Consider the following 15,590-nt stretch of genomic DNA (forward strand, 5'->3'; position numbering starts at 1 on the left):
CTGTTTTTTTCCAATAAATTCGAAAAAACATATTTTCTTATTATATGTCGATTGGTGAAAACCTCATATAACACCATTGTATAGTATAATTGAAATAACTTCCTGTTTTTCTAGCTAGTAATTTAGAAAAATTACTTTTGATATGTCTCATTTTGTAAATATATTAGAATGGCTTGAAATCAAGCAATTTACACCGATACTAAAGTCATAAATTCTAAATGAAAATGAATACAATCATTTTCCTATACATAAACGATGAAAGGGTGGTTCGATTGAATCGAAAATTGACAGCAGGGGTCATAACGGGTCTTTTATTGGCACCTACGGCTATAGCGAACGCACAGGAAAATGATGCACAATCTCGCGTCACAACACATACAGAGCAAGTTGCCTATATGAATGAGGTAGCGGCTGCCACGACAAGAGAGCAGCTTATTGCTCAATTTGGTAAGCTGTCAGAGAACTCATCGGCTGATGACATGGTCATTGCAAAAGGAGATCTTCAAGTTTTAAGTGCAGCAGGTTTTAATGAACACGAAGTTGCATTTATTGAAGCGAAGTATCGCTATGTGGAGGAGCAGCGTAGCTTATTAAGTGAGCTACAAAAATTAGGAAAAGAAATGACGGGAATCTCGTTTACAAGTAAAACATTTATTGCAGAGGTAGCCGCTTACGATAAGAAATATGATAACTTTTTAAATATCGGCACGGATAATCTAAAAGCGTATGTAACTGTTCAAAAGGAATTTGAAGCAGCTGTCAATGAGGCGCTAGTGAATAATGCAAAAGACATTGCCAATACAATTCGCGGCACATCTTTACAATACGGCTATACTGATGCAGAACGCAATGCCTACTTTAAAGGCAAGGGAATGGATGTTGACAAATTAAATAAGTTAAAAGTGGATGCGACTAAAGCAGAAGGAGTAGCTACAGAATTAGTTCTGTTAGTTGAGTTATTGGAAAAATCCTCAGATTACTCAGCTGTTTTGCCTAAAATAAATAGTTTTACCGCGAATTATAATGGGTTGACAACAGAGCAAAAGAAAGTAATTGAAGCGTACAATCCAAATGATGATAAGGTTACACCTTTTAAAAAGTATAAGGATGCATTAGCAGGTTTGTCTGCTCTAGAAAAAGTGACTTCTAGTATTGCCGAGCTAAAAGGCAAACAGCCAGCAGATTTCACTTCAGCATCAAGCTTAATTAATGCGGTAGCAGCAATTGATAAAGCCTACAATAATCTGGATGCAGCGTCTAAAAATTTAGTAGAAACAGAATATAAGAGCATTGAACAATATCGTCAGGCGGCCAATATTTCGAAAAGCATTTCTACATTACGTGTATCCAAAGATGACGCTTATCGTATTGCAGTTAATGAGCTAAAAACAAAATACGACGGCCTAACAATTAATAAAGAATTTGTTAAAAATGCGAGTGAATTACAATCATCAATTGACAATATTACTGTGGCTGAAAGTATCGAAGCCCTTATAAAATTGATTGAGCCTAAAGCAGACAGTGAAAAAGTAGCTGCCATTAAAGCAGCACGTGCAGCTTATGATAATCCACCTGCTCCAACTGGAATAACAATCAATCCAAGCAATGTAAAAAAAATCGTCAGTAATTTAGCCGAGCTGACATCTTGGGAGAAAAATTTAGGTGCTGCGTTAAAGGTAGATAAGTTAATTGATAGCTTAAATCCAGCTGAAAAAACTTTTGAAAGTAAGACACTCTCTGCCTGGACTGCCTTTAACAAGTTAAATGAAAATGATAAAGCGTTAGTGCAAGGAGCTGCAAAACTAACACTGTTTCAAAAATACGCTGATCTATCAAAAACAATCAATACATTAAAACCTTCAGCAGATTACAGCGCACAGCTTGCCGCAATAAGAAACCAAGTAGATAAATTAGATGCACAAGGTAGTGGCTATGAAGAAGCTCTTAATAATTTAAAAACACAGCTGATTGTAAAAATAGATGCTTTAATTGATGAAGAAAAAGCGGTAAAAGAAGTTATAGTGGAAATTGATCTGCTAGATAAAAATATAGCTATTGAAAAAATATTAACCGCACGAGCAAACTATAATGCGTTATCACCAACAGCTAAAAAGCGCGTAACGAATATTAAAGAGCTAACAGATTTAGAGAAATCCTATAAATCGGTTGTTAATGTCATCTCTCAATTTGAAAAATTGGATCCTTCCTCTAAAAGCTATATTTCTAAAGCAAAATCAGCTTATACGGCTTACTCCAAACTAGATAATGCTAATCAGGAGTTTGTTTTAAATTATAAGGGCTTGAGTAAAAAAGTACCTGTTATAGATGTTATTGTTCAAATTGATGCTTTAAATACTTCAAAAAAGACCTATAAAGATGATGTGCAAAAGGCAACGGGTGCTTATAACGCATTGAATAATATAGAGCCAAAACTTCAAGACGAGGTCATCAATTATGTACACCTAACAAACGCACAAGGCTATATCAATACGGCCAAAGCATTTGATGACCGTATTATAGCCTTAGCAAATGAAGGCCCTGACACATTTGTCAAAAAGGTAGCCGAACTTACATTAGAATATAAAGCAATGGATAAGAACGCACAGAAGCTAGTGGAGCAAGCCAAAATGTTAAGCTCCTATGAAAAGGATAACAAGGCAGTAATCAAGGTGATTCAAATGATTGATGCCTTAAATCCAACAAATAAGGATTATACAAAAAGGGTTCTTGATGCACGTAAAGCCTATAATGCACTTGATCAAGTTTCCCAAAAGCGTGTAACAAACTATGCTAATCTCACTGCTGTAGAGGATGTTGCTTCCTTGATTGGTCTTATTGCGTCGTTAAAACCAACGAGTAAAACTTTCTATCAAGATATGAAAACAGCGCGCGAGCTTTATGATTCCTTGCCAGCAGAGAAGCAGCAAGCGATCGTAAACTATGATGCACTGGTAGCAGCAGAGAATGAACAGGGGTTAGCACAGAGTGTAGTCGAGCTAATTAACTTAACCGAAGTGCAAGATGCAGACTACTTAACGAAGCTGATGAATGCTCGTGTAGCATATGATAAGCTATCATCTAACCAAAAGAAATTAGTGACAAATATTAAAGATTTAACAACTCGTGAAAAAGCAGTTAAACCAATTTTAAGTGTGATGGTTCAAATTAATGAATTAGATCCAGAATCAACAAGCTTTGTTAGTAAGGTAAACTCAGCACGTAAAGCGTATGATAAACTATCGAAGGAGCAAAAAAAATACATCGATAATATTGATATTCTCTTAAAATTTGAGCCTGTCTCTAGTATAATGGAATTAATTGGTAAATTAAAATCTTCAAGTAACACATTCCTTCAAGATACATCACGAGCACGCTCACTTTACGATGCACTACCTGACGATATGAAGCAATACGTGACCAACTACTACTTATTGCAAGCAGCTGAGTCTAGTATTTTAGGTGCTGGAAATGTTATGCAAATGATTAATGACTTACCGTCCATTGATCCAAAGCAGTATGTGAAACGTATTCAAGAAATCCGTGCTGCATACAATGCTTTACCAAAAGATCAGCAACGGGCTGTTCAAAATTATAAAGTGCTACAAGATCAGGAAAAGCTAATAAAGCCTGTAATGAGTATTGTAGAAGATATCGATCGATTACTAACGGCAAAAGATATGAATAGCCAATACCAAAAGATTTTAAAAGCCTATGATAAGCTTAATGCGGATCAACGTCGCTATGTTTATAACGACCAGCTATTGCTTTCGCTAGATAATGTTATCAAGGTTTATAATAATATTGCTAAATTGAATCCAAAGGATAAATATTACTTTGGCATGGTGGAAGCGGCGCGTAAAGAATATGATAGTTTGAATACGACAGATAAACAACGTATCTCCAATTATTCTCTTTTACTCGAAGCAGAGAAAAGTTTAGCTGATGTGAAGAAGGTTGTGGAGATCATAGCGGGACTGTCTCCAAGCTCGTCGACGTATATTGAAGATGTGGCAAATGCCGTTGCTGCCTATAAGGCATTGGACTCTAAAATTAAAGGACAGGTCATTAATGAGGATGTCTTAAAGCAGGCTGAAAAAGATGTGGCTGCCGTTCTCAAAGTTGTTCAAGCAATCGGCAATATTGATCCAGATAGCTCATCATTCGAGAAAAAAGTGCTAGCAGCTCAAAAAGATTATAGTAATTTGTCCATTGAGCAACAGGGCTTAGTATATAATTACCGCATTCTAGAAGACTATCTTAAAATGATTCAATAGTATGATAAAAAAGGAGTTTTCCCAATGAATATAACGGGAAAACTCCTTTTATAAGTAAGAAAAAATGAATCCTAATATTAATTTCCAAAAAAGTGAAACTATATCATCTGAAATTCGTATCTTATAGTATAAATGGTCGCTTTGATGGGGAGGTACCATTCATACATTTTTATTTTGCCAACGTGAGGAGGTCGCCCTGTTGAAAAAATTATTGAGTATAATGGTACTTTCAATAGCTGCAACCGTAGGAAGTTTAACTAGTTTTAGTCAAGTAGAAGCAGCGTCTGCTAAGGCAGTAGATGTGACAAATTCATACTGGGCAAATGCTTCGATTCAACATATGCTCACAAAACAATATATGACTACATATAACGACAACACTTTTAAGCCAGAGCAAGCTATTACAAGGGCAGAGGCTGCTGCTGCCATTGCTCGATCCCTTCAAACAAACATTGACATTGAGAACCCTGTAAAATTCAAGGACGTTCCTACAACGCATCCATATTACAAGGAAATTTGCCAGCTTGTTAAACTGGGAGTTATTCAAAAAAGTGATGCCTTTCATCCAGAAGAGCCTTTAAAGCGTATGCAGGTGGCAAAAATGCTAGCTCTTGCGTATCAACTTAGGGTAGATAGCAAAAATAACAGTCAATTTGCGGATATTACACGTACGCATTGGGCAAAAGATTATATCGAATCCTTAGCAGATATCGGCATTATTAGTGGGGTAGATGCTAAGCATTTTGCTCCTGACCAATTGGTAACACGTGCGCAGTTTGCTGTATTTGTTGAGCGTAGCATGGCTTTTCAACAAAAAATTAAGGCATTGGAAGTAGCCTATGACTATCTAGCAAAGGATTATATCCCAACTGTAAACCTTTCTTCTGAGTGGTCAAAAAAGGTGATTGAATTAATAAATGTTGAAAGACAGAAGAATAAGCTAGAACCTGTTGCTTATGATTCGGAACTGACACAAATTGCCATTATCAAAGCACAGGACATGGTAAATCGCCATTATTTTGAACACGTTTCTCCATTTTATGGAGCACCTTGGGATTTAGCGACATTATTTGATTACAACTATACAAGTTTTGGAGAGAATATTGCTAGAAATATTAAAACTCCTGAAATTGCTGTTAAGGCATGGATGGCTTCACCTAGCCATCGAGATAATATTTTAAAAGAGCACTATACGAACACAGGTGTTGCAATAGCACAGGATAGCAAAGGAAATTACTATTGGGTCCAAATGTTCTCTAGTCAATAAGTTGTTGTGTAACAAAGAATCGCTAATATTACAGAAATGTTACGAAAGTTCCAAATTACGATAAAAAAATCCCCTTTTTAACGCTGGAAATACCGCCAAACGTTGGTATTACAGCGTTTTTTTGCTGTCTAAAACCGTTACACAATTGAAAAATAACATTCGCCTCTTTTGTGATAGTCTATGTATAGGCAAAAAAGTTTTGAGAGGGGTATAACAAAAGTATGAATAAGAAATGGTTATTACCGATTTTTGCATCATTTATGTTATTTTCAACTACTAATATTAATACTGCTGAAGCAGCGTCTAAAGCAGATTTAACTGATACAGCTTCTAAATATTTAGGTGTTCCATATAAATATGGCGGTACTACAACTAGCGGTTTTGATTGCTCTGGCTTTACTTCTAAAGTATTTTCAGACTTAGGCATTCAATTAAACCGTACGTCAGGATCTCAATATCAACAAGGTACTGCAGTTGCCAAAAGTGATCTTCAAGTTGGCGATTTAGTATTTTTCAATACAAGTGGTAGTGGTATTTCACATGTGGGGATATACATAGGTGATGGTAAAATGATCCACTCTCAAACTGGTCAAGGTGTAAGCTACTCAAATGTTAATGACCCATATTATTGGGGCGATCGTTATGTAGGTGCTAAACGTGTGGCAACATTTGATGCTCAACAACAAGCTGAAGTAAAACAAGCAGCTATTGACTTTTCCGTATATGCTTCTCGTGCAGAGGTAGCAGTACAAATTGCAAAAGCTTTAAACTTAGATACATCTGATACTACTACTAGTTTCGTAGATGTAAAACCTACATATGCGCATGCAGGTGCTATTGCAGCTGTAGCAAAATTAGGTATCTTTGAAGGCGATGCAAATGGTAAATTCAACCCGTCTTCACCGATTACGCGTGCCCAAATTGCTAAAGTATTAGTGTTAGCGTTTGGTCTTGAAAATAATGGTGGAAGTGTAGCATTTAGTGATGTGCCTCAAAAGAGCTGGGCTAATGAATATGTTTCTACTCTAGCGTCAAATGGCATTACAAATGGTGACGGAGACGGTAGCTTCGGTTCCGATGAATTACTAAAAATCGAACAATTAAAAGTTTTTATTGAAAGAATCCAACAATAAGTTCATAAAGTTAACACTTTAATTGTGTCATAGATTGCAAGAAATGATCTTTTGAATAGCGTATAATGGAAGAAGGGTTTGCAATAGCAGACTCTTCTATTTTTATGATAATTTTGTAGGAAAGGATGTGAATTGGAAAATTAAATTTTAACAGTTCTATTGTATGATGCTTTATTTAGCTAATTTTGTTAAAATGGACACGTTAAGAGAACAAGAAGGGAGGAAATAAGACATTGAACATCAAAAAAATTAGTCTTATCTTGTGCGTCTTATTCATTTCGGCTTCTATGTTTACGATACATAGTGCAAGTGTCAGTGCAGCTAACAATTCGAATATAACATTTGAAGATGTTACTAAAAATCACCCAGCCTATGAAGAAATCAATTATTTAGTAAATTTGGGGGTAATTCAAGGTTACTTTGTGAATGGTAAGAGAGTCTTTGGCCCAAATAATAGTGTAACAAGAGGACAAGCAGCCAAAATGGTTGTTGTTGCCTCTGGTAATAAACCATTAGTGGTAAATAAATCTAGCTTTTCAGATGTGACAGTCGGCACTGAAATGTCAGGTTATATAGAACGTGCTGTACAGCTAGGATTTTTCGACAAAAATATAAAAGGTCAATTCTTACCAAATAAGCCTCTAACTCGTGGAGAAATGAGTTATGTATTAACAAAGGCTTTTAATTTAGATACTAGTGAGTATGAGGGGATCGACTCACCTTTTACTGATGTAGGAATCACACATGAATATGTGAAATACATCAATACAATCTATTATAATGGCATTACCAACGGAACAGGTAATACGTATTTACCGAATGGCACTGTAACACGTTCCCAATTCTCACTATTCGTTGCACGTGCAAACAGTGAAAAATATCGCTTAGAGCTTCCTGTAAAAGGTGTACAAGTTCCAGATACATCACAAGTCATTGGCTTAGTGAAGGTCACTACAGATGGGTTAAACATCCGTAAGACAAAAGATTCTACTTCAAGCACGAACATTGTGGGCAAAGTCAATACAGGCGGTAAATTATCAGTCTACGCTGTTGAAAGTAATTGGCTAAAGGTTACTTATAAAGGCGCATATGCCTATATCTATAAGCAATATGCAGAATTTGTAGATGCAGATGGCAATGCGTTAGGAACAGTCGAAAAAGAAGTAACGACAAAAAATGCTGTCAATTTATATGTGAAGCCTACATCTTCAGCAAAAGTCATTTCATCGATTAAAGCGAACGAAAAGCTTCCTGTTTACAAAACAATTGGTGGCTACTATTTAACACAAGTAAATGGTTTACCAGGTTATATTGTAGCGAATAGCACTACGGATATTGTGGAAGAAGAAAAGCCAAATCCAAATCCAAATCCGAATCCAAATCCAGATCCAACGCCACCAGCTTCTGGTGATGTGCTAGGTAGAGTCACAGTGGCTAATTTAAATGTTCGCAGTCAAAGTAACTCTACATCAGCCGTGTTATTTAAGCTGAATAAAGGGGAGTATGTCCAAGTTAATAACATCAATGGTTACTGGGCAGAAATCACCTATAATGGCCAAACAGGCTATGTTCACAAGTCTTATTTGAAACTATTAAATCAAACAGCTAAACCTTTACAAAATCGTATTATCATCCTAGACCCAGGTCATGGTGGTAAAGATCCAGGTACAGTAAAGGGCTCTGCTTCTGAAAAGAACATTACATTAAAAGTCAGCACACAAGTGAAACAATTACTAGAGAATGCTGGTGCAAAAGTTTATATGACACGTACTGGTGATACGTATCCATCCTTACAAGATCGTGTAGACTTTACTCAAGCAAACTATGGTGAAATTTTTGTAAGTGTTCATGTCAACTCTGCTGCTAATACGTCAGCGTCTGGTACTGAAACATATTATGCAATATCTACAGGAGATATGTATCAGGAAGACATTGATTTAGCGACATATGTTAATAATCAAATTGTCAACAATTTAAATATGAAAAATCGTGGTGTCAAGCAAGAGCAATACTACGTAATTCGTAATATGGTGATCCCGTCTATTCTAGTAGAACTTGGTTTCTTAACGAATGCAGAGGATAACAGTAAAATGACAAATGATCAATACGTTAAATTATTTGCAGAATCTATTTATAATGGTATTTTGCAATACTATAAAAAACAATAATTGATTAAAGAGACGATTCCAAAGGTGTACGAGCCTTTGGGATCGTTTTTCTTATTCTCTATATACCCACATAAGAGAAAGACAAACTAATTGATAAAATTAGCTATAAAATTTTTCTAATCATACAAATAATGGGCTAAATTGATCGCTACGGCAAAGATAAGGAAAAGACACATTTGCACATATGATTGGAGTGGAGCCAGCGTCACAGATGAGTACCTGGCGGAACGGAAATCAACCTCCTGCCTTATGAAACGGCCTTTTTCCGCTAGTGACTTTATCAAAAAAAGTAAATGACTGCCTCCTTTATAAGAGGCAGCCATTTACGCTATTTCACGGTATTGATGAATTTAATATAATCCTTACTTATATATCCAGGTTCAGTGTTTAGTTTATCGGAAACAACTTGATACCAACCATTTGAGCTTGTATCTGTAACGATGACAGGCATATTACTTTTACTAAATGTGAAAAGTGGACTTTGACTTGTTGATGCATCTGCACGAACATTTAGTCCAGCTGTTGTTGTGAGAGCAATTTTATAAGGATTATTCGCATCTTTAAAGCCTAAAGCTTTTTCTGCACGATAGTAATGTCCTGCAATTTTTGCGCCCCAGAATGGATCTGAAGCGTATTTTACGTTAAAGCCGATAGCCTTAGAACCAACAACTGCACCATTCGTATAGCGTCCACCTGGCGTAATATAATTTGGCTGAAGGAATTTTTCAACTAGCTCATTAATATTGGCTTCCACACTATCAAACTTCTTGTTTAATGGATTTGTATCATAGACATATAATCCAAATAGATTGTTTAGATTTTGAGCGTGATCACTCATACCATAGGCACTCTCATGCTGTGCTAAGGATAAAATAAGCATAGCATTGATATGAGAATTGGCTTCCACTTCTTTTAATACAGAACCTAAACCAAGTAGTTTACTTTTAGTTGTGGCATTTTTATAAATCGTAGCACCTGAGCTTTCAACCTCTGCTAATTTTCCCACAATATATTGATCTAGCTCTTCTACAGTATATTGAGTTGTTGCACGAGCTGGTAAGAATTGATAGTAGTTATAGGCTTCTCCCTTTGAAGAACCATCAGCATTGGTAAAGTTGATGCCATCCCAGCTAAAGTATTTCTCACCCTGCTTCATAAAGCTAGGTGCCTTTCCATACACGTAACTAGCAGAATATTTATTAGTTTTATAATCATACAAAGTATGTTTTATTTCACCGTACTCATTTGTGTAATAAGAACGGCCTTTCACTAAAGCAGAAGGAATTAAGGTAACGTCAGCCTGCTTTAAATAGCCAGTATGACCAGCTAAGCGTACTTTTACTTGTGTGGCATCGCTACCTAGATATTCCATTTCTGTATTACCAGCAACTGCAATTTGATCCTTAATCGTTTCAGAATTTAGAGCAACATAATTATTCGTTACAACATAACCTGAAGTCATTTTAATAATTTTATCATTTTGAGTAATCACTAAGGAACTAGTCGTCATCGCCTTTTCTGCTGCTTCAAAGCTAGTAAAGGTTTGTTTGTCTACCAAGTTACCATTGGAAACTTCTTTGACGATATAGGCGGTAGTATGACCGTTATTACCAGTATTATTGTTGTTCCCATTATTATTGGTATTACCGTTATTTTCGGAGTTACCATTGTTTTCATTTTTACCAGCGTCAACCTGATCAGCAAGAAGAATTAACCGTAGAATAAATGTCGATGCCTCACCAATTGTGGCATTGTCTCTAGGTAAAAACATGCCGTTGGAGCTTCCTTTAATAAGTCCTAATTGCGCACCGATTGCAACATCCTGTCGGAAATCTTTAAAAATAGTTGCATTGTCTTTGAAGGTAATAGAAGAAGTACCTTTTGGTATTTTTAAATAATCAACTGCTCTAATTAGCATAACTGCCATATGCTCTCTTGAAATACGGTCATCTGGTTTAAATGAGCCATCCGTATAGCCAGTAATAATTCCAGCAGTAGCAGCAAGCTTAATTTCATTTGCAAATAAATATGTGTCTGACACATCTGTAAACGTTATCTCGTTCTTTGTGTCCAAATTTAATGCTTTTGCTATGTATGTGGCGAATTCACCGCGTGTAACCGTAGCATTTGGACGATAGCTTCCATTTGCATCCTTCAGTAATGCATTTTTCTGAATTAAATAGCGTAGACCACTTTCATGCATATGTCCTGATAGCTCGTCTGCATAGGCAGATTGAGGCTGCCAAATGACTAGACTAACAAGCATCATGAGTAACATAAAAATTGATAGTTTTTTCATAGTTTTACCCTCCTAAACTGATATCATTTTAACAAAGTTACACAATCAAGATAAGGGTCAAATGTTAGAAATGCCATAAAATATACCAGCGTTTTATAGGCAATAAGTATGCTTTTATAATTTGATGTGACGGTTAGTTTTAAAGAGGGGAAGAAAAGTGAACCGAAATTCACATGAGTTTCTTCTATTATATATGTCGTTTGTGTTACCCCCAAAAAAATAATGCCGTACATTGCTTACTAAGAAACAATGTACGGCATTTTATTGAAATAATTATTAAAGCATTTCTGAAGTTGTTTTTGCTTGCATATGCAGTTGTAGGTAGTCTGGGCCACCTGCTTTTGAATCTGTACCTGACATGTTGAAGCCACCAAATGGTTGATAACCAACGATTGCACCTGTACAGCCACGGTTGAAGTAAAGGTTTCCTACATGGAATTCTTCACGCGCTTTTTCTAGGTTCATGCGGTTTGTTGTGATAACAGCGCCTGTTAAACCGTATTCTGTATCGTTTGCAATTTCAATCGCATGGTCGAAATCTTTTGCTTTTGCAATGGCTACCACTGGTCCGAAGATTTCTTCCTTCATAATACGAGCAGAAGGATCTACGTCCGCGAACACAGTTGGTTGTACGAAGTAGCCAACTGAATCGTCTGCTGTACCACCAGCTACTAAACGACCTTCGCCTTTACCGATTTCAATGTACTCTGTAATTTTATTGAATGCTGCTTGGTCAATTACTGTTGCCATGAAGTTGCTGTAATCAGTTGGGTCACCCACTGTTAAAGCGTTTGTTAACTCTTCTACGCGATTTACCACTTGCTCATACACATCTTCTACGATGACAGCACGCGAACATGCTGAACATTTTTGACCTGAGAAACCAAATGCTGATTTCACGATGGATTGGGCAGCTAATTCTAAATCTGCTTCTTTATCCACTACGATTGTATCTTTACCGCCCATTTCAGCGATGACACGTTTAATCCAAATTTGGCCTTCGTTTAATACAGATGCACGTTGGTTGATACGTAAGCCAACATCACGTGAACCTGTGAAGCTGATGAAGCGTGTTTTTGGATGATCGACTAAGTAGTCACCTACTTCAGCACCAGAACCTGGTACGAAGTTCACCGCACCTGCTGGAAGACCAGCCTCTTCTAATACTTCGATAAATTTATACGCTACAACTGGCGTTGTAGAAGCTGGTTTTAATAACACTGTATTCCCTGTTACTAAAGCAGCTACTGTTGTACCAGCCATGATTGCAAATGGGAAGTTCCAAGGAGAAATGACAATACCGATTCCTAATGGAATGTAGTCATAACGGTTGTATTCACCTGGACGGCTTTCGACTGGCTGACCGTTTTTAATGCGTAGCATTTGGCGGCCATAGTATTCTAGGAAGTCGATTGCTTCCGCTGTATCTGCATCAGCCTCTGCCCATGGTTTCCCCGCTTCTTTTGTTAATAATGCAGAGAATTCATGTTTGCGACGACGGATAATCGCTGCCGCTTTGAAAAGAACGTCCGCACGAATGGCTGGATCAACTTTTTTCCACGTTTTGAATGTTTCATCTGCCGCTTGCATCGCTTTTTCAGCTAAATCTTTGCTTGCTTTCGAAACGCGACCAATGACTTCTGTTTTCTTTGCAGGATTGTACGAAACGATTTTATCTTCTGTTGTAATGCGCTCGCCACCAATAATTAGTGGGTAGTCTTGACCTAAATAACCTTCAACTTTATTTAAAGCCTCTACATAAGCATTGTAGTTTGCCTCTTGTGAAAAATCTGTGAATGGTTCGTGTTTGTATGGAATCATGTCAGTTTCCTCCCAGGTATAAGTAGTGCCAAATGATTATGCACCTTTTTAGATTGTGTTAATTATATAATGCAATATAATTTGGCATTAATCAACTCAAACTTTTAAAACTTTTTTAATTTTTGCATCTGCTTTTCATATTGGTGTTAGAATAAGCTTAATGGAATACAGGAGGACAAAATGGATAACAATGTACTACTAAGTATTTATAAATACGTCATTGAAAAAGGCGATATGGGAATTTGTGTGGTAGACACAGAGGGCAAATTGCTTATATACAATAAAAAAATGAGAGAATTAGAAGGCGTTAATGAGGATGAATTTGAGGAGAGGCGAGCCTTAGAGATTATTGATTTTGAAATCGAAAAAAGCGATATTTATAAGGTCCTCAGCTCTGAAACGCCAGTGCACAATATAAAAAAAACGTATTGGAATAAAAAAAATCAAGAAGTGACCTACATAAGCAATATTTATCCGTTGCACTATGAAGGCTCTTTAATAGGCGCTGTGGAATTTGCCCGAGATATTACACAGCTTGAATACATGATGTATCAGCCATTGAGAAGGTATGGCGCTCCATTGACATTTGACATCATCACGGCTGTATCACCAGTCATGAAGGATGTCATTGAAAAAGCAAAAATTGTGGCACTAAGTAGAATGCCTGTTGTGTTAATAGGGGAATCAGGTACTGGGATTGATATGGTTGCAGAGGGAATACATCATGATCTAAAGGTACAAAATGATATGTTTATTGCTTTAATTTGCCGTCGAGATGAGAAAACGGTATTAAAGCAATTTGAAAAATATATTGTGGAAAAGGAGAAAATAACCTTCTTTGCTGAGCGCATTGAATATTTATCTCTAGAAGCACAAGAAAAGATTGTTGAACTTTTTAATAATCATCCTAATCATCAGCATGTTTTAATTGCTAGTGTTGGCAAAGATCCAATTGATTTGATTCAAAAGCATGAGCTATCCAAAAAGCTTTACAGACTTTTTTCGGGTATTACGATTTATGTACCTCCTTTACGAGAAAGAAAAGAAGATATTATGCCTTTTATCGATGATTATTTCAAAAGACATCGTGATAGCTTTGGCTCATCTATTCACGGGCTTTCAGAAGAAGTGCGAGATACCTTTTTAAAATATGATTGGCCAGGAAATTTAAAGGAATTAGAAGTACTGCTGGATGAAATAACCTCATTGATCACCAATGAGACGATAGTTGAATCACATATGCTGCCAGTGCATTTCAAATGGAAAATCCAAAGCTCTTGTGAGGAGACGAAAAAAGAGGTTTCTACGAGTGACTTGTTTGTCATTAAAAATCAACAGGATATTCGACCATTAGATGTCTATATGAAAGAGGTAGAGGAGTACTATATTTCAAAGGCATTGGATTTTCATCAAGGCAATATCTCCAAAACAGCTGCTGCCTTGGGGATTCGTCGACAAAGTTTACAGTATCGAGTTAAAAACTATAAGCTCAATAAAAAAAGCGAAAACAATGATTAACAATGTTTTCGCTTTTTGGATAGGTTCCTGAAACTGATGGATAGCTTCATGCTTGTATAATTATTTTCCTTTTTTCGAAAGGCGACCAAGCGCAAATGCTGCTGCTCCTAAGCCGATTGCCATGTTCGTTTTTTTGTTAAACACTTGTTTTGTCACAAGTGCTACATTTTGTGGACGCTCAGCTAAACGGCGCATAAAGTAACCGTACCAATCATTACCGAATGGTAGGTATGTGCAGAAATTATAGCCCTCACGAGCAAGGTCTAGCTGCATTTCTTTACGGAAACCATATAGCATTTGGAATTCGAATTTTTCATTTGGAATATTGTGTTGTTTCACAAATTGTTTTACATGGTTGATCACATTATGGTCGTGTGTTGCAATCGAAGTAAATTTACCATGTAGCAAATGATATTCAATTAGTTTTAAGTAATTATGGTCAATATCAGTTTTAGATTGATAAGCCACATTCTCAGGTTCTTTATAAGCGCCTTTTACAATACGTAAGCGGAAGTTTTTATATTTCTCAATATTTTCCTCTGATTCGAAGAAGTAAGCTTGAATAACTGTCCCTACGTTATCATACTCTTTGTGTAATTCCTCTAATAACTCAAAAGAGCTATGTAAACGCTCGTAGTTTTCCATATCAAAATTCACGAAAATATTATATTGATGTGCAAGAGCTACGATTTCTTTTAAGTTTTCATAGCAAAATGCGTAATCAATATCTAAACCCAGTTGTGAAGGTTTAAGAGAGATGTGTGCATCAAGCTGTTCATCATGAATTGCTTGTACAACAGCTAAAATATTATTTTTGGCAGCAGTTGCCTCTGATTTTTCGTAGACGAACTCGCCTAGATTATCGACTGTACAAGAAATATTGGCCTTGTTTAATTCTTTAATCGATTGCACAACTTCTGGTAGACTTGTGCCAGCAACAACACTTTGCGCACCCATTTTTAAACCATATTTTTGTGCAGCGCTGTTTAATAATTTGTTCTCTGATAAGTAAATGAAAAAGTCACGTAATACCATCATATGCCTCCAAAAATGAAAAATTTAAATTCTTGGCGATTATAACACTTTTTTTGAAAAGTAAAATAGTTTGAT

8 protein-coding genes are annotated in these 15,590 nt (G+C 36.4%); 5 read left to right on the forward strand and 3 right to left on the reverse strand.

The window, feature by feature from the left end; translation table 11 throughout:
- The first annotated feature begins 263 nt into the window (after positions 1-263).
- The 4 genes from L6W14_RS02920 (at position 264) to L6W14_RS02935 (ending at position 8,842) form a co-directional block, all read left to right on the forward strand.
- Complete coding sequence (locus L6W14_RS02920; protein ID WP_237899297.1) at positions 264-4,274, forward strand: rhoptry family protein; 4,011 nt, start codon at positions 264-266, stop codon at positions 4,272-4,274.
- A 199-nt stretch (positions 4,275-4,473) separates the two neighbouring features.
- The gene (locus L6W14_RS02925; protein ID WP_131520821.1) at positions 4,474-5,541 is read left to right on the forward strand and encodes a CAP and S-layer homology domain-containing protein; all 1,068 of its coding nucleotides are present in this window, start codon (positions 4,474-4,476) and stop codon (positions 5,539-5,541) included.
- Positions 5,542-5,762: 221 nt separating this feature from the next.
- A complete protein-coding gene (locus L6W14_RS02930) occupies positions 5,763-6,674 on the forward strand; it encodes a C40 family peptidase (RefSeq protein WP_009371892.1) in 912 nt (303 codons plus the stop codon).
- Between the two features lie 233 nt (positions 6,675-6,907).
- Positions 6,908-8,842 carry an N-acetylmuramoyl-L-alanine amidase gene (locus tag L6W14_RS02935; protein WP_237899301.1) on the forward strand — a complete coding sequence of 645 codons (1,935 nt, stop codon included), beginning with the start codon at positions 6,908-6,910 and terminating at the stop codon, positions 8,840-8,842.
- Between the two features lie 328 nt (positions 8,843-9,170).
- Here L6W14_RS02935 and L6W14_RS02940 read toward each other — a convergent pair whose 3' ends face one another.
- Both L6W14_RS02940 and pruA read right to left on the reverse strand, forming a co-directional pair.
- Positions 9,171-11,141: an S-layer homology domain-containing protein gene (locus L6W14_RS02940; RefSeq protein WP_237899303.1), complete on the reverse strand. Its 1,971-nt coding sequence runs from the start codon at positions 11,139-11,141 to the stop codon at positions 9,171-9,173.
- Between the two features lie 276 nt (positions 11,142-11,417).
- Positions 11,418-12,962: an L-glutamate gamma-semialdehyde dehydrogenase gene (gene pruA, locus L6W14_RS02945; protein WP_131520825.1), complete on the reverse strand. Its 1,545-nt coding sequence runs from the start codon at positions 12,960-12,962 to the stop codon at positions 11,418-11,420.
- A gap of 180 nt (positions 12,963-13,142) precedes the next feature.
- On the opposite strand from pruA, the gene L6W14_RS02950 reads away from it, so the two are divergent.
- Positions 13,143-14,480: an AAA-type ATPase lid domain-containing protein gene (locus tag L6W14_RS02950; RefSeq protein ID WP_237899304.1), complete on the forward strand. Its 1,338-nt coding sequence runs from the start codon at positions 13,143-13,145 to the stop codon at positions 14,478-14,480.
- A 60-nt stretch (positions 14,481-14,540) separates the two neighbouring features.
- On the opposite strand, the gene L6W14_RS02955 is transcribed toward L6W14_RS02950, so the two are convergent.
- Positions 14,541-15,515, reverse strand: a complete 975-nt coding sequence (locus L6W14_RS02955; protein ID WP_036074906.1) for a proline dehydrogenase family protein — start codon at positions 15,513-15,515, stop codon at positions 14,541-14,543.
- Positions 15,516-15,590: the final 75 nt, after the last annotated feature.

Source organism: Lysinibacillus sp. ACHW1.5, from assembly GCF_022014815.1.
Lineage (GTDB): Bacteria > Bacillota > Bacilli > Bacillales_A > Planococcaceae > Lysinibacillus > Lysinibacillus capsici.

Coding starts and splice junctions, on each gene's coding strand:
- L6W14_RS02930 (WP_009371892.1), top strand. CDS start 5,763: ATGAATAAGAAATGGTTATTACCGATTTTTGCATCATTTATGTTATTT.
- L6W14_RS02940 (WP_237899303.1), bottom strand. CDS start 11,141: ATGAAAAAACTATCAATTTTTATGTTACTCATGATGCTTGTTAGTCTA.
- pruA (WP_131520825.1), bottom strand. CDS start 12,962: ATGATTCCATACAAACACGAACCATTCACAGATTTTTCACAAGAGGCA.
- L6W14_RS02950 (WP_237899304.1), top strand. CDS start 13,143: ATGGATAACAATGTACTACTAAGTATTTATAAATACGTCATTGAAAAA.
- L6W14_RS02955 (WP_036074906.1), bottom strand. CDS start 15,515: ATGGTATTACGTGACTTTTTCATTTACTTATCAGAGAACAAATTATTA.